12 protein-coding genes are annotated in these 15,993 nt (G+C 66.7%); 9 read left to right on the top strand and 3 right to left on the bottom strand.

Annotated elements, in window-relative coordinates; genetic code table 11:
- Nucleotides 1–1,195: 1,195 nt before the first annotated feature.
- Both AC5RUW_RS11560 and AC5RUW_RS11555 read left to right on the top strand, forming a co-directional pair.
- Entirely contained in the window at nucleotides 1,196–3,727 is a 2,532-nt protein-coding gene (locus tag AC5RUW_RS11560) for a DUF4268 domain-containing protein (protein ID WP_494160858.1), read from the top strand.
- Nucleotides 3,728–4,012: 285 nt separating this feature from the next.
- Nucleotides 4,013–4,891 carry an AraC family transcriptional regulator gene (locus AC5RUW_RS11555; protein WP_494160857.1) on the top strand — a complete coding sequence of 293 codons (879 nt, stop codon included), beginning with the start codon at nucleotides 4,013–4,015 and terminating at the stop codon, nucleotides 4,889–4,891.
- A gap of 21 nt (nucleotides 4,892–4,912) precedes the next feature.
- On the opposite strand, the gene AC5RUW_RS11550 is transcribed toward AC5RUW_RS11555, so the two are convergent.
- A complete protein-coding gene (locus tag AC5RUW_RS11550; protein WP_494160856.1) occupies nucleotides 4,913–5,500 on the bottom strand; it encodes a TetR/AcrR family transcriptional regulator in 588 nt (195 codons plus the stop codon).
- 91 nt (nucleotides 5,501–5,591) lie between these two features.
- Here AC5RUW_RS11550 and AC5RUW_RS11545 point away from each other — a divergent pair, with 91 nt between their 5' ends.
- Nucleotides 5,592–6,617, top strand: coding sequence for a hypothetical protein (locus tag AC5RUW_RS11545; protein ID WP_494160855.1), 1,026 nt, complete (start codon nucleotides 5,592–5,594; stop codon nucleotides 6,615–6,617).
- Between the two features lie 28 nt (nucleotides 6,618–6,645).
- Here AC5RUW_RS11545 and AC5RUW_RS11540 read toward each other — a convergent pair whose 3' ends face one another.
- On the bottom strand, nucleotides 6,646–7,257 hold the full coding sequence (locus AC5RUW_RS11540) for an NAD(P)-dependent oxidoreductase (RefSeq protein ID WP_494160854.1): 612 nt from the start codon (nucleotides 7,255–7,257) through the stop codon (nucleotides 6,646–6,648).
- Nucleotides 7,258–7,355: 98 nt separating this feature from the next.
- The gene (locus AC5RUW_RS11535) at nucleotides 7,356–7,796 is read right to left on the bottom strand and encodes a hypothetical protein (protein ID WP_494160853.1); all 441 of its coding nucleotides are present in this window, start codon (nucleotides 7,794–7,796) and stop codon (nucleotides 7,356–7,358) included.
- 25 nt (nucleotides 7,797–7,821) lie between these two features.
- Here AC5RUW_RS11535 and AC5RUW_RS11530 point away from each other — a divergent pair, with 25 nt between their 5' ends.
- From AC5RUW_RS11530 to AC5RUW_RS11505, 6 genes are all read left to right on the top strand, one after another.
- The gene (locus AC5RUW_RS11530; protein WP_494160852.1) at nucleotides 7,822–8,319 is read left to right on the top strand and encodes a nucleoside/nucleotide kinase family protein; all 498 of its coding nucleotides are present in this window, start codon (nucleotides 7,822–7,824) and stop codon (nucleotides 8,317–8,319) included.
- Nucleotides 8,316–10,073, top strand: coding sequence for an ABC transporter family substrate-binding protein (locus tag AC5RUW_RS11525; protein WP_494160851.1), 1,758 nt, complete (start codon nucleotides 8,316–8,318; stop codon nucleotides 10,071–10,073). The genes AC5RUW_RS11530 and AC5RUW_RS11525 overlap by 4 nt, the downstream gene beginning before the upstream one ends.
- Nucleotides 10,074–10,401: 328 nt before the next feature.
- A complete protein-coding gene (locus tag AC5RUW_RS11520; protein ID WP_494160850.1) occupies nucleotides 10,402–12,042 on the top strand; it encodes a peptide ABC transporter substrate-binding protein in 1,641 nt (546 codons plus the stop codon).
- 134 nt (nucleotides 12,043–12,176) lie between these two features.
- Nucleotides 12,177–13,103 carry an ABC transporter permease gene (locus tag AC5RUW_RS11515; protein WP_494005526.1) on the top strand — a complete coding sequence of 309 codons (927 nt, stop codon included), beginning with the start codon at nucleotides 12,177–12,179 and terminating at the stop codon, nucleotides 13,101–13,103.
- Complete coding sequence (locus AC5RUW_RS11510) at nucleotides 13,096–14,058, top strand: ABC transporter permease (protein WP_494005525.1); 963 nt, start codon at nucleotides 13,096–13,098, stop codon at nucleotides 14,056–14,058. The genes AC5RUW_RS11515 and AC5RUW_RS11510 overlap by 8 nt, the downstream gene beginning before the upstream one ends.
- Complete coding sequence (locus AC5RUW_RS11505) at nucleotides 14,055–15,737, top strand: ABC transporter ATP-binding protein (protein WP_494160849.1); 1,683 nt, start codon at nucleotides 14,055–14,057, stop codon at nucleotides 15,735–15,737. Before AC5RUW_RS11510 ends, AC5RUW_RS11505 begins: the two co-directional genes overlap by 4 nt.
- Nucleotides 15,738–15,993 lie beyond the last annotated feature (256 nt).

Below are 15,993 nucleotides of genomic sequence, written 5' to 3'. Positions count from 1 at the left end.
CCGGGATGTTGCTTTCATCCCGGGCCTTTTCTGTCTGTGCTGCTTGGCTGATGGGATAGGGAGGTTTTACGTGCGCAGCGGATTCTGCCTCATGAGAGGGTCTGCGCGTCCGCACTATTGCGACGGTCCTCACAAAACGCGGCCTGGGCAACCAATGGAGAAGTGGAGAAGATCTACGAGTATGCTCCCGTTTGGAGTCGGCTGAGCTGCAGAAGGCCTTGCTGGAGGGAATGAACAGTGCCCGTTTTCAGGAGACGTCTGAGGCTCCTCGCGGCCGCTTCGGCTGTGCTCACGACGGCAATGGTGTTGGCCGGCTGCGCTGAGCAGAAGTCGGACACTTCAATGTCGGGGAAGAACACCCCCGAAGAGACAATCAGCGCCCGCGAGGGTCGGGATCGGGTGGTTGAGCTTGTTTTCAATACCGCCGAACAGCTCGATGTCACCGGGTGGTGGCCCCGCAACGGCGTTGCGGGGGCGCAGGAGTGCGCGCCCGAAAGCAGCCTTGGGCGGGGGGATGCCACTGCCAGTTACAGCTATGACCGCTGGGCTCCCCAGGGGACTGACCATGTTGGGGACGCCAAACGCGTCGCCGACTATTGGCAGTCCCTGGGCATGAGCGTACGCACCGTAAATCCGACAACCCACCCGACCGTCTTCGCAGAGGGCGGCCCCGTCCTCCGGGCTGTATTCGATACTGATGCACCTGAGAAGTCATACAGTATTAGCGCTATTGCCCCCTGCTCGCCGGGTGACGCCTTTACCTTGAATGAGGAGGATGAAGCGGAGCGGGACCAAGGCAAAGTACTCCCCGGAGACGAAGGCCTCGTCCTTCAGGAAGAGCCCCCGCAGTAACTCCGCGAAGCAATCCCAGCCTGCCCCGGCGCTAAGCGCTGGCCGTCCGCCGAACAGTTCTCATTCGCTGTGGAGCAGGGGTTATTCGGTTGCGGAACGTGGTGGAGTCCCGCTTGAACGTCTAGATCAGGGCTGAGCCCGATAGATCCGCTCCCGTGCCTGCCTGGGAGCGGTCTTTTTATCGGGTGACGGGCGGGCGGCTGGGATCGCCGGCCCGGTGGTGGTCGGGGTCATTACCCTCCGTCTCGTTCATTGGTGCCCGTCAGGCCGTACCTGGAGGGTTGCTTGCCCGGAGACCTGTGCGTGTACTCTCAATTTAGTATTGTGACTACAGGGGGTTTGAGTGGTTCGAGCGGAGAACGGGACACTTGCGGGGGTTCTGGAAGGCAAGAAGCAGTACCAAATCCCGCTTTACCAACGTGTGTACTCGTGGCGCAAAAAACAGCTCGACCAGCTTTGGTCGGACGTCGTCGAATTGGGGCGGGCCTTAGCCGACGATCCAAAAGCTTCGCACTTTATCGGTTCGCTCGTGCTGGCTAGCAGTCCAGATTTTGGCGCCGTCGGCGTTAACAAGTTTTTGGTCGTTGATGGCCAGCAGCGTCTGACCACGCTGACTCTGCTTCTCGCAGCGCTTCGGGATCATTTGATCGAAACTGGAGATTCCGAGCGGGCGAGCGGCATCGATGCACAGTATCTAATCAATGTCTTTGACGCCGGTAAACCGTTAAAAGTCCTGCCGACTCAAGCGGATCGGGAAGCCTACAGTGCGGTCCTAAACCGTGCTCCCCAAGCCGGTGGGCAGGACCTGGTCGGTGACGCCTACCGGTTCTTCCGCGCGAAGATCGCGGCGACCGACGATCCGGATGACCCACACGACCTGGAGTTGCTCGAGGCTGCTGTCGTACGCGGTCTGGCGCTCGTCGTAGTCACGGCGGAACCCTCCGACAACGCGCACCGGATCTTCGAGTCCCTAAACAACACTGGCCTTAGGTTGACGCAGAGTGATCTCCTTAAGAACTATCTGTTCATGAGGCTTGGTGACCGTGCGGAGGCTGTCTACCAGAACATCTGGCTTCCCCTTGAGCGAAAGCTAGATTCTGACAGCCTAGAGCTGTTGTTTTGGCTCGACCTGGCCCAGCGCGACGAGCGGGCGAAGCAATCTGACACGTACGTCGGTCAGCAGCGACGACTCGATCGGTTCAGGACTGTTGACGACGTTGAAGCCGAGGTTATTCGCATAGCCAAGCTCGGTGACGTCCTGGCCACGATTCTCGAGCCCACTGGGGAGAAACACGAGGAAATTAGCCGCCGCCTCGCCAGAATAAAGGCTTGGGGCTCGACGACGGCTTATCCCGTGGTTATGCAAATTCTCGCGAGACGAGCTGCTGGCACCGCTTCTGACGCCGAAGCTGCGCGCGCGCTTAGCTACCTGGAGTCATACTTCGTGCGGCGCATCATCATCGGACGTGCCACAGCAAATCTAAATCGCACGCTCCTCCAAGCTGTGGGAGCGATCAGTAGCGCGGAGCACGTCGACGTGGCATTGCGCGAATACCTGTCCCAAGGCCGCAAGCACTTCGCGACCGACGCCCAGGTTCGTGAATCTACGCGGACAGTTCCCTTCTACTGGCAGGGACGCGGTGCGCAGAAAAAGCTCATCCTTCAGTGGTTGGAGGAGGCGTACCGCCCCAAGGAAATTGTCGACATTGACCCTTCGCACCTAACGATCGAGCACGTGCTTCCCCAGACGATGTCGGTGTCAGTGAGAGAGGCGTTTGCCGCGGGGCTAGATGCCGATGCCGATGTAAACTACGAGCACGAGAGGGTGCTTCACACTCTGGGCAACCTCACGCTCAGCGGGTATAACAGCGAACTCAGCAACAAGCCCTTCGAGGAGAAGCGGGAACTGCTCTCGAAGAGCGGTATCTATATGAACCAGACGATCGCCGCCCACCAGAGTTGGGGTGCTGCTGAGATCAATAGGCGCAGCGCGGAATTGGCTGAAAAGATCATTGAACTCTGGCCTGGCCCCGACGAAAGCGTCGTTGCTGGCGACCCCGAACCCTCAGCATTTCGCAGCCACGTTGCCTCGATCCTCGCCGAGATTCCGGCGGGACGCTGGACGTCTTACGGGGACGTTGCCATCGTTGCTAATACTTGGGCGCAACCGCTAGCTGCGGTAATCACGAACTTTCCCATGTCCAACGCATGGCGAGTTTTACAGGGCGGGGGGACGATCTCCCCTGGTTTTAGATGGACTGAGCCCGATCGATTCGACGACCCTCGGACCGTGCTGGAGGCGGAAGGCCTTCGTTTCGACGTCGAAGGCCGTGCCGATCCCGACCAGTTCATGGGTGCCGAAGAGCTTGCAGCCGCAGCCGGACTAGATCTTGACGTTGCAGCGATTGCCAGTCGCCGCAAAAGTACCTCCGTCCAGTCCAATGCCGGCGGCGAAAGCGCTCTGAAGAAGGCCCGGCTGGAATTCTTCATGCGGGTACGGGACCACGGTCTGGTCAATGCGCCTAGCATTGATGGTTGGCGGAAACCTTCGTCGAAGAACTATTTCGATGTGCTCGGGTACGATTGCGGGCAGCTCACCCTACTGGTTAACACCAAAAAGAAGCTCGTAACGACACATTTTTGGATCAACAATGACAAGGGCCTCTATGCGAGGTTGCTGGCGCAGCGTGACGCGATAGAAGCTGATCTCGGGTTCAGCCTAGAGTGGAGCAGCACGCCCGGTCGGAAAGCTTCAAAACTTGCGATTAGTCGTCCCGGCGACTTCCTCGACACGACTCAGGCGCAGGAACTCGTCGAGTGGCTTGTGGACAAGGCCGATGCGTTCGCTCGGGTTCTGCCGGGGTACCTCCTATAGAAGAACGCTAGAGAGCGCCTCCGAACTTCTGTGGACAGACAACTGATGCAGGCCGCCTGTCGGTCGATGCTCTTTGTTCCGTGATATCCGGGTGATTGTCCAGAAACTCGGTCAGCCATTGCGGATCCTGCCCGTCGCCTCGACCCTCGAGTCTTGGCCCGCCGGAACAATTGATCTTCGTGGTCGCGCATGGTGACTGTGCGGCCGCGTCCGACAGAATCGGACCTGAAAAGTCGGGCGGCGTCAGCCCGCCGGCGAGGAGAGTGGAAGGCGAAGGGAGCAGCCGTGATCGGGATCCTCAACCACCTCGTCGACGAGATCGAACGGTGTCTGGGCGAGGGTCCGGGCGGCGATGTCGACATCGATGCGCTCGCCGCAGCGGCGGGCACCACCGGCTATCACCTGCGGCGGATGTTCTCGTCCCTGGCCGGCATGCCGATCTCCGCGTATGTACGACGGCGGCGCATGACGCTTGCGGCGGCCGACGTCATTGGCGATGAGGACCTGCTCACCATCGCCGTGCGCTACGGATACGGCTCCACCGAAGCCTTTGGGCGCGCGTTCCGTGCCGTGCACGGAGCGAGCCACGGCGACGTCCGCCGGACCGGCGGCCCCCTTCACAGCCAGCCGCTGCTCAGGTTCCGTCTGACCGTCGAAGGGAGCACCCCCATGGATGCCCGCATCATCAACCGCCCCGCCTTCCGCCTGATCGGCCACGCCGCCCGCGTGCCCCTTCTCCATGAGGGAATCAACCCGCACATCCAGCAGCTCATCGCCTCTCTGCCCGCCTCCGAGCACGACCGCCTCAAGCAGCTCGGCAACACCGATCCGTCGGGCCTGCTCCAGGTCAGCGCCGACGTCGACCCCGACTACGTCGAAGGCAGCGAGCTGACGTACCTGCACGGCGTGGCGGTCGACGCCGACACTCCGGTGCCGCCCGGCGTGGATGTCATCGCCGTGGACGCGGGGGAGTGGGTGGTCTTCCGCACCGCCGGTTCGCACCCGGCCGCGCTGCAGGAGGCCTACGCGCGGTCCGCCACGGAGTGGTTCCCGTCGAATCCGTTCCGGCTCCGCCCCGGGCCGTCGATCGTCTCGGTGCTCGACCATGCCCCGGACTTCACGACGGCGACCTGCGAGCTCCGGTTTCCGATCGAGCGCGCCTGAACGGACACGGGGGAGCCTTAGCTATCCGGCGCGGGTCCAGGCTCGGTAGGCCTCCGCGAGCTGGGCCCGCACCTCCGGGGCCGCCTCGCGGATGGGTGCCGCCTGAGGTCGGGTGATGGTGGCCAGAGCCACGATCACGTCCAGGCCGCGCAGGCCGCCCCGCACCGCCTTGGCGTCCTGAAGCACCGCCAGCAGCTCATCGAGGGCGTCCAGGGCCGGCTGCTGAATCCGGGCAAGCGGCGAGGCCGCGTCCGATCCGCCACCCCGGGCCACGTTCGAACCGGGCCGTGCCTGCACGCCGAGTCCGTCCGTCAGCGCCCCCAGCTCCAGGTCCAGCAGCCGGGTGAGCAGTGTTTCCCAGGCCGCAGCCGGATCCTCGACGGCCTCCGTCTGGGCCGCCGCGACGGCGTCGAGGATCTGCTGCACCATGTCGTCCACTACCGCAGCGATCAGGTCCTCACGGCTCGGGAAGTTCCGGTACAAGGTCGCGATGCCGACACCGCTCGCGGCGGCAATCGCCTCCAGGGCAACGTCACCGCCGCGCTCGGCGAAAATGTGCCGGGCCTGGGTGATGATCACCTCCCGGCGTCGCGCGGCGTCCGCCCTCATGTCGGCTCCCTTCGGTTCCCCCAAGTCTAACCGGAGAGAATCCATCCGGTAGGATGTGGAGGAATTTCCTCCACTAAACCTGAAAGCCCGCATGTCTGCTCCCAGCATCACCCCCGGCACCCCATCGACAACCCCCGCGCCGTCCGGCCCGGCCAAGCCCTCCCGCGGAAAGCCGGTGGTCATCTGGGCCGGCCTCACCGTCGGGCTCTCCGCGATCCTCCTCGCCCTGTTGATGCTGTTCATCTCGCCCTCCCTGCTCTCCGGCCCCCGGGACCTGCAGGTCGGCATCGTGGGAGGAACCGAACAGGCGGAGCGGGCGGCCCAGCTGCTCGACGACCAGGCCCCGGGAGCGTTCGAGGCGAGGACCTATGCGGACGCCGCGGAGCTGCAGCAGGGCATCGAAGTGCGCGACGTCGTCGGCGGGTTCGATCTGTCCGGGCCGGACGTGTCCGTCTATGTGGCCAGCGCCGGCTCCACCGCTATTTCCGGGGCCGTCAGCAACGCCGGTGCCGTGCTGGCCGGCAGCAGCGGCGCCCCGGCCCAGGTCATCGACGTCGTGCCGCTGCCGGCGCATGATCCCACCGGCGTCGGCATCGGCGGCCTGGCCTTCCCGCTGGTCTTCGGCGGCATCGTGCCGGCCGTTGCGTTCAGTTCAATGCTGGCCGGCCGGCGCGGCTGGATCCTCGGCGGGCTGTTCGGATTCTCTGCCGCCGGCGGGCTCGTCGTCGCGGCCGTCCTGAAGTTCGTCTTCGGCAGCATCGACGGGCCGGTTCTGCCGGTGGCGGCAAGCGTCGGACTTGGCATCGCCGCGCTGGCCCTGCCGCTCGCCGGGCTCAAGGAAGTCTTCGGCACCAAGGGCTTCACCGTGGCCGCCATGTCGATGATGTTCGTCGGCAACCCGTTCGCCGGGATCGCCGCCGGCGCCCAGTGGCTGCCCGCGGGCGTGGCGGTCATCGGCCAGCTGCTCCCGCCGGGCGCGGCGGGCACGCTCGTCCGCGCGGTGGCCTACTTCGACGGCGCCGGCGGCCTCGCAGCCGGAATCACCCTCGGCGGATGGGCTCTCCTGGGCCTGCTGCTGTGGTTCATCGCGCCCCGCCTCAAGGGTGCGGCACAGTAACCGGCACCAGCCCGGGCCGCCGGAACGGCTAGCTGCTGATGCCGACGGCCTGGCCGATGGCCGCGTCGTCGGTCAGCGCCCGCAGCATGAACGCGGCGAGGTCACGCCGCGGAATCGAACCGCCCAGCTTCCCGCCGTCGCCCACCACATGTGCCCGCACGGAGCCGGTCGGCTCCTTGTCGTTGAGGCCGGTGGGCCGGACGATGGTCCAGTCCAGGCCGGAGCCGGTCACCGCGGCCTCCTGCTCGTTGTGGTCGGCCAGCGGCTTCGCCAGCACGGCCTTGGTGATGAACCCCAGCGGGCCGGGCAGCTGGGAACCGGAATCTCCGGCGCCGAGCGAGGACTGCACCAAGAGCCGGCGCACGCCCTGCTCCTGCATCGCCGTGATCACCGCCCGCGTGACGGCGGCCCGCTGATGGGCCACACCCTTGGCCCCGCCCACGGTGACGACGACGGCGTCGGCCCCTGCCACGGCACGCGCGGCAGCGGCCGGGTCCGTCGCATCGCCGGCGACCGCCTGAACGCCTTCCGGAGCGCGTCCGCTGCGGGACAGGACGGTGACTTCATGCCCGGCGGCCACCGCCAGCGAGGCCAGCTGTGCGCCGGTGCCCTGGGAGCCGCCGACAATGGTGATCTTCACGGGAGCCTCGTTTTCTGGCAGGGGCCGGATGCGCGTCCATTCTATCGACGGTCGGCCCGGGACGGCGGGTTCCGCAGGGGGTCGACGCCGGCCGGGGCCTAGCTGTCGTCCTGCCCGTCCTCCCGGACGTACCGGTCACCGAAGCGCCGCGGAGAGAACTCGACCGTCCACCCGGGGCCGCGGCGCCCGGCCTCCATCAGCTTCATCTCCCGCTCGGCCACCAGTTCATCGAAGGTCCGCGATGTCTGCGTCTCGAGCTCCTCCGCCTGGCGCAGCACGGCGGTGCGCACGTCCTCTGGCAGCTCCGGCGCCGCTGCCCGTACCTCCCGGATCAGGGACCGGGCCGCCGCTGCGGCTTCCCGGTGCTGCAGATAGGCTTCCCACATCCCGTGCTCGGCCGCGTGGAAGGCCTCCCCGGCCTCCCGCAGCGCGGCCGCGCGGTCCACCCCGTCGCCGCTGCCGGCCGGAACGGCAGATGAGCCGCCCGGGAGCCCTGGAGCCGCAGCGCGGCGCCGAGCGTCCCGTCGAAAAAGTCCCATGCCAGACAGGATAGGAGGCCTGCCCGTGAACCCGGTCATCAAGACGCTCGCCGCCCGCCTTGCCGCCGACCTGCCCCGAGGGCGCAGGGCGCCGCTGGGAGACGGCGTCGACGGCGGCTACCGGGCGGCGTCGTACGATCCCGCAGCCGACGCCGTACGTCCGGCGGAGCGACGGCAGGCACCGGAGGACGCCGTCGTCCTGGTCGAGGGGATGTTCCTGCACCGCGACGGCCTGCATGGCCGCTGGAACTTCTCGGTCTTCCTGGACGTGCCCTTCACCGAGACGGCGCGCCGGATGGCACTGCGCGACGGCACGCACCCGGATCCGGAGCATCCCACGATGCGCCGCTACGTCCAGGGGCAGCGCCTCTACCTGCAGGCTGCGGATCCGCGGAGCCGGGCCGACGTCGTCATCAGCGACACCGGTGCGGAGGGCGGCGCCCTAGGGGCCGCACCCCGCAGCTTTCCACCCGGCGCCGCCCCGTTGTCTAATGCTGGAAGTCCAACGCAAGGAGACCGATGATCCGGGCCCGTCTGTCCACCACGCTCGCCGCCGCAGCCACGGCAGCCGTCCTGCTGCTGGCCGGGTGCAGCGATCCGGAGCCCGACGCCGGGCCCGCCCCCGAGCCTTCGCGCACGCTCGGCGGATCCGTCGCCGTCGCCGAGGCCAACGACTTCACCTCCTTCAACCCGCAGTCGGTCTCCGGCAACAACGTGGCCAACGCCCGGATCGCCTACGCCACGCACTCCGGCTTCAACTACGTGGACAACAACCTGGACATCGTGAAGCTGGAGGACTTCGGCCGCTACGAGAAGACCTCAGACGACCCGCTGACGGTCAGGTACACCGTCAACGAGGGCGTGCAGTGGTCTGACGGCGAACCCGTCGACGCCGACGACATGATGCTCGCCTGGGCGGCCTTCTCGGGCTGGTTCGACGACGGCGGCACCCGGTACTTCGACTTCGCCGGCTCCACCGACGCCCTGGCCGCCACGGACCTGCCGGAAATCAGCGACGACAACCGCAGCATCACCCTGACCTGGTCCGAGCCCTACGCCGACTGGGAGACCGCGTTCGGTTCGCTCACCGACTGGGGCGGCATCGGCATGCCCGCGCACATCGTCGCGCGCGAAGCCGGGCTCGCCGACGACGAGGCCCTGACCCGGCTGATCCGCGAAACGCCGCGGGGGAGCGGGGAAGACGAGGAGCTGCGCGCCGTCGCCGATTTCTGGAACACCGGCTTCAGCGTCGACAGACTGCCCGCGGATCCCTCGCTGTACCTGTCCAACGGCCCGTTCATCGTCCAGTCCATGGCCGACGACGGCACGCTCACCCTGGTGCGCAACGACGACTACGACTGGGGCCCGGAACCGGCACTGGACGAGATCACCGTCCACTTCATCGCGGATCCGGCCGCCCAGGTGGAGGCGCTGCGCAGCGGCGAGGTGGACATCGTCTCGCCGCTGCCGGACAGCGGGACGGTGAGCGCCCTGCAGGCACTGGACAACGTGACCGTGCAGCAGGGATACCAGCTCAGCTACGACCACCTGGACCTAAAGTTCAACGGCGTGTTCGCGGACCGCAGCGTGCGGGAGGCGTTCCTGCTGACCGTGCCGCGCACCGCGATCGTCGAGGCCGTGCTCGGCGGGCTCGACCCCGCCGCCCGCCCCCTGGACTCACAGGTGTTCCTGCCCGACCAGCCCGGCTACGAGGCCGCAGCCGCCGAGAACGGCTCCGACGAATTCGCTGAACCGGATCTGGACCTGGCCCGCGGGCTGCTCGACGGTGACACCCCCGAGGTGCGCATCCTGTACAACGCCGACAACCCGAACCGGGCCGAGGCCTTCCGGCTCATCGCCGACTCCGCGGCGGAGGCCGGCTTCCAGATGGTCGACGGCGGGCTGCCGGGGGACCGGTGGGCCCAGGCCCTGGAGGAGGGGGACTACGACGCCGCGCTCTTCGGCTGGACCTCCACCGGCGTCGGCACCGCCGCGGTCGCGCAGGTCTTCGGCACCGGCTCGCCGTCGAACTACAACGGTTTCTCCAGCGCCGCCGCAGACGGGCTGATGGACAAGCTGCGCCTGACCGGCGACGCCGAGGAGCAGGAAGCACTGCAGATCGAGATCGATGCGCTGATCTGGGAGGCACGCTACGGGCTGCCGCTGTTCCAGATGCCGGGCGTCGACGCCTTCGCCGACACCGTGCGGAACGTGGAGTACATGCCGAATGAGCTGGGGCCGTGGTGGAACCTCTGGGATTGGAATGTGTCGTCCTGATCTCATTTCGGGCTCCCGGGGAACCCCGTCCAGAGCCCGATGCGTTCGTCAAGAGTGCCGTAACAGGGCGTCACTTGGCGCTTTGTCGATGGAGTAGGCCGAATCGTTATGAGCATGCCCCGGTGGCTATAATTCCTAGCAAGGGGGCGCATAGTTTACGGGTTGGGCGGGTTCCCGGGAAGAGCCCATGCCAAAACATGCACCTCCCCGGGTCGCACGGGTCACTCCCGAGGCTTATGCTTGTGTGCTTGTGAGTCGGCTCACCCCAGAAGGGCAGCCGAATTGGCCGGTTTTCAGACGCCGGCACCTACAGAATCTAGGAGGCGGAATGCGCTTCACACGCACTTCCAAACTGCTCAGCGTCGCGGCAGTGACCGCTCTGGCCCTGAGCGCCTGCGGCGGCGGCGGCGACGCTGAATCCGGCGCGGAGAACACCGCCGGGGGCGGCGCCATCATCACCGCCAACGGCACCGAGCCGCAGAACCCCCTGCTGCCCGCCAACACCAACGAGGTTGGCGGCGGCCGCATCATGGACCTGCTCTTCGAGGGCCTCGTGAGCTATGACGCCAACGGCGCCACGGTCAACGAACTGGCCGAGTCCATCGACACCGAAGACTCGCAGACCTACACGATCAAGATCAAGGAAGGCCAGACCTTCACCAACGGCGAGGCGGTTACCGCCGAGTCCTTCGTGAACGCCTGGAACTTCGGCGCAGCCGCCAAGAACGCTCAGCTGAACTCCTACTTCTTCGAGCCGATCCAGGGCTACGAGGAGGTCAGCGCGGAGGGCGCCACCGTCGAGACCATGAGCGGCCTGGAGGTTGTCGATGAGACCACCTTCAAGGTCACCCTGAACCAGCCGGAGTCCGACTTCCCGCTGCGCCTGGGCTACACCGCCTACTTCCCGCTGCCCGCCGAGGCGCTGGAGGATCCGGCTGCCTTCGGTGAAAGCCCCGTCGGCAACGGCCCCTACATGCTCGCCGAGGAAGACGCCTGGCAGCACGAGGTGCAGATCGACCTGGTCGCCAACCCCGACTACGAGGGCAGCCGCGAGCCGCAGAACGACGGCGTGACCTTCAAGTTCTACTCCTCCTTCGATTCCGCCTACGCGGATCTGCTGGCGGACAACCTGGACATCCTGGACACCATGCCCAACAGCGCGCTCCAGACGTTCAAGACCGACCTGGGCGAGGGCCGCTACTCCGAGAAGGCGTACGCGGGCAACCAGACGCTGACCCTGCCGACCTACATGGAGGAGTTCTCGGGCGAAGCCGGGCAGCTGCGCCGCCAGGCCATCTCCATGGCGATCAACCGGGAGGAGATCACCGACGTGATCTTCCAGGGTTCGCGCGAGCCGGCCGTCGACTTCACCGCTCCGGTGATCGAGGGCTTCAGCGACGAGATCCCCGGCAACGAGGTCCTCGAGTACAACCCGGAAAAGGCGAAGGAGCTGTGGGAGCAGGCCGACGCCATCTCTCCGTGGCCCGCTGACCAGGCTCTGACCATCGGCTACAACGCCGACGCGAACCACAAGGAGTGGGTCGACGCCGTCGCCAACAGCCTGAAGAACACCCTGGGCATCAACGCCGAAGGCAAGCCGTACGCCACCTTCAAGGAGCTGCGCGCCGACGCCACCGCCAAGACCCTGACCGGCGCCATCCGCACCGGCTGGCAGGCGGACTACCCGTCGCTGTACAACTTCCTCGGCCCGATCTACGGCACCGGTGCCGGCTCGAACGACGCAGTCTACGAGAACCCCGAGTTTGACCAGCTGCTGAAGGACGGCCTGGCCGCCGGCACCCCCGAAGAGGGCGCCAAGGTCATGAACCAGGCACAGGAAATCCTGCTGCAGGACCTGCCCGTGGTGCCGCTGTGGTACCAGGTGGCGCAGTCCGGCTGGAGCAGCGCCGTGGACAACGTGGAGACCGGCTGGAACGGCGTGCCGATCTACTACAACGTCACCAAGTAACCAGTTTCCATTTCGACGCGACCGGGGCCCGGCCAGGCGGCCGGGCCCCGGCCTGCATCAGGGTTTGACCCAAGAAATACAGGTTTGCAAATGCCAACAACGCACCCCCCCAAGCAGCCAGGAGGCCACCCCTAATGGCGCGCTATGTCCTCCGTCGCTTCCTGCAGATGATTCCGGTCTTCTTTGGGGCGACCTTCCTCGTCTACTTCCTGGTGTTCTCCCTCCCCGGAGACCCCATTGCGGCGCTGTTCGGTGACAAGCCTGTCAACGAAGCGGTCGCCGCCCAGCTGCGGGCCCAGTACAACCTGGACCAGCCGTTCATCGTGCAGTACCTGCTGTTCCTGAAGAACCTGGTCACCTTCGACCTCGGCACCGACTTCTCCGGCCGTCCCCTGGCGGATGTGCTCGCCCAGATCTTCCCCGTCACCGTCCGCCTGGCCGTGCTGGCCCTGCTGTTCGAAGCCGTCTTCGGCATCGTCTTCGGCCTGATCGCCGGCCTGCGCAAGGGCAAGTGGTTCGACGCCACCGTCCTGGTCGCCTCGCTGATCGTGATCGCCATCCCGGTCTTCGTCCTGGGCTTCCTGCTGCAGTTCGTCTTCGGCGTCCAATTGGCCTGGACCTCGCCGACCGTCGGCGGAGACGCGAGCTGGGGCAACCTGATACTTCCGGCCTCCGTGCTCGGCCTGGCCTCGTTCGCCTATGTGCTGCGCCTGACGCGCACCTCCGTGATCGAGAACATGAACGCGGACTATGTCCGCACCGCCACCGCGAAGGGCCTGTCCCGCCCGCGCGTGGTCACCGTCCACATCCTCCGCAACTCCCTGATTCCGGTGGTCACCTTCCTGGGCGCCGACCTCGGCGCCCTGATGGGCGGCGCGATCGTCACCGAAGGCATCTTCAATGTCCCCGGTGTCGGCCAGAAGCTGTACCAGGCCGTCGTCCGCGGTGAGGGACCGACCATCGTTGCCATCGTGAGCGTGCTGGTCCTGGTCTACGTGATCGCGAACCTGCTCGTGGACCTCCTGTACGCCTGGCTTGATCCGAGGATCCGTTATGCATAAAGACACCGCCCCCTCCGACATCGAACACTTCGTGGCGCCGCTGGACGAGACTCCCGTCTCGGCCACCGACAGCGTCAAGGAGGACTCCCAGCCCCTGAGCCTGTGGGCCGAGGCCTGGCGGAACCTGCGCCGGCAGCCGCTGTTCATCATCTCCGCGGTCCTGATCCTGCTGGTGATTGCCGTAGCGGCGTTCCCCAACCTGTTCTCGTCCATCGACCCGTCCTCCGAGCAGTGCCTGCTCGCCAACTCCAACGGCGGCGCGGTCTCCGGGCATCCGCTCGGCTTCACCAACCAGGGCTGCGACGTGTACGCCCGCATCATCTACGGCGCCCGCGCCTCGGTCACCGTCGGGCTGCTGACCACCATCTGTGTGGTCATCCTCGGCGGCATCCTCGGCGCCCTGGCCGGCTACTACGGCGGCTGGCTGGACGCCGTCATCGCCCGCCTGGGCGACATCTTCTTCGCCCTGCCGCTGATCCTCGGCGCGATCATCATCATGCAGCTGCCGGCCTTCCGGGAGAACCGCAACGTGTGGACGGTCGTGGTCACCCTGGTGATCTTCGGCTGGCCGCAGATCGCCCGCATCACCCGCGGCGCCGTCATCTCGGTGCGCAACGCCGACTTCGTGGTGGCTTCCCAGGCGCTGGGCGTCTCGCGCTTCAAGGCCCTGCTCAAGCACGTGATTCCGAACGCCATGGCGCCGGTGATCGTCATCGCCACGATCTCGCTGGGTACCTTCATCGTGGCCGAGGCCACCCTGTCGTTCCTGGGCATCGGCCTGCCGCCGAGCGTCATGTCCTGGGGCAATGACATCTCCTCCGCCCAGCCCTACCTCCGGGTCAACCCGGCGGCACTGCTGTGGCCGGCCGCGGCCCTGTCCCTGACCGTGCTGAGCTTCATCATGCTCGGCGACGCCGTCCGTGACGCCCTCGATCCGAAAGCGCGGAAACGATGACCGAAGCAAAGCAGGCAGCCGCTCCGCTGCTGGAAATCCGGGACCTGGCGATCACCTTCGCCACCTCCGGCGGCGACGTCAAAGCCGTCAAGAATGCCCACCTGTCCGTCATGCCGGGCGAGACCGTGGCGATCGTGGGGGAGTCCGGCTCGGGCAAGTCCACGACCGCCCTCGCGGCAATCGGCCTGCTGCCCGGCAACGGCAAGGTCAGCGGCGGGCAGATCCTGTTCGACGGCGAGGACATCACCAACGCCAGCGCCAAGCGGATCGTCGAGCTGCGCGGCAGCTCGATCGGCATGGTGCCGCAGGACCCGATGTCCAACCTGAACCCGGTCTGGAAGATCGGTTTCCAGGTCAAGGAGACGCTGCGCGCGAACGGGCTGCCGCACGCCCCCGCCGACGTGGCCAAGGTCCTGTCCCAGGCCGGGCTGCCGGACGCCGAGTCCCGTGCCCGCCAGTACCCGCACGAGTTCTCCGGCGGCATGCGCCAGCGCGCCCTGATCGCCATCGGCCTGTCCTGCCGCCCGCGCCTGCTCATCGCCGATGAGCCGACGTCGGCGCTGGACGTGACCGTGCAGCGGCAGATCCTGGACCACCTGGAAACGCTGACCACCGAGCTGGGCACCGCCGTGCTGCTGATCACCCACGACCTCGGCCTGGCCGCCGAGCGCGCCCAGAAGGTGGTGGTGATGTACAAGGGCCAGGTGGTGGAGTCCGGCCCGGCACTGGAGATCCTCACCAACCCGCAGCATCCCTACACCCGCAAGCTGGTCGAATCCGCGCCGTCGCTGGCGTCCAAGCGGATCGACACGGCCAAGGCGATGGGCATCGAGTCCGAGGAACTGCTCACCTCCGAGGTGGATGCGGCCAAGGCCGACGACGTCATCGAGGTGCGCAACCTGACTAAGGTCTTCAAGCTCCGCAAGGGCCTGGGCCGGTCGGTGGACTTCACCGCCGTCGACGACGTTTCCTTCAGCATCAAGCGCGGGACGACGACGGCGGTGGTCGGCGAGTCCGGTTCCGGCAAGTCCACGGTGGCCCGGATGGTCCTGAACCTGGAAACGCCCACCTCGGGCAGCATCCTGTTCAACGGCACGGACATGACGACGCTGGACAAGAAGCGGCTGTTCGAATTCCGCCGCCGGGTCCAGCCGATCTTCCAGGACCCGTACGGCTCGCTGGATCCGATGTACAACATCTTCCGCACCATCGAGGAGCCGCTGCGCGTCCACGGCATCGGCGACGCCAAGAGCCGGGAGAAGAAGGTCCGTGAGCTGCTCGACCAGGTGGCGCTGCCGTCGTCGGCCATGCGCCGGTTCCCGAATGAGCTGTCCGGCGGCCAGCGCCAGCGCGTGGCGATTGCCCGCGCCCTGGCCCTGGATCCGGAGGTCGTGATCTGTGACGAGGCGGTCTCCGCCCTCGACGTGCTGGTGCAGGCCCAGATCCTGAACCTGCTCGCCGAGCTGCAGGCCGAGCTGGGCCTGAGCTACCTGTTCATCACCCACGACCTCGCCGTGGTGCGGCAGATCGCGGACAACGTCTGCGTGATGCAGAAGGGCCGCGTGGTCGAGACCGGCACCACGGACGACGTGTTCGACGCCCCGCAGCAGGGGTACACCAAGGCGCTGCTGGCCGCCATTCCCGGCGCCGGCCTGATGCTGCCGCCCGAGGTGGCCTAGCCGCCCGGACGGGCGCGCCGGGCGCCGACGGGCGTCGTTGCGGGCGCGGAGGAGACCGAGTACGGTAGCCTCCGCGCCCTCGGCATATCCGCCGTCGGGTGGCTCCGTTAGGTGCGCTGGACGCTGGGTACTACAATGGCAGGGTGCCTGCTGACGGCGGGTACCGGCGGGCAGCTGTGCCGGCCGCCGCGCAGGGCGCCATGGCGCAGGCGCCGCAGCTGGCAGCGGTCACGGCATAACGGCCGGGCCGCCCGGC

The sequence above is a fragment of the Arthrobacter sp. Y3222053 genome (assembly GCF_059092805.1).
Note: the sequence above shows the minus strand (reverse complement) of the source record. Positions and strands in the feature narration are given on the sequence as shown.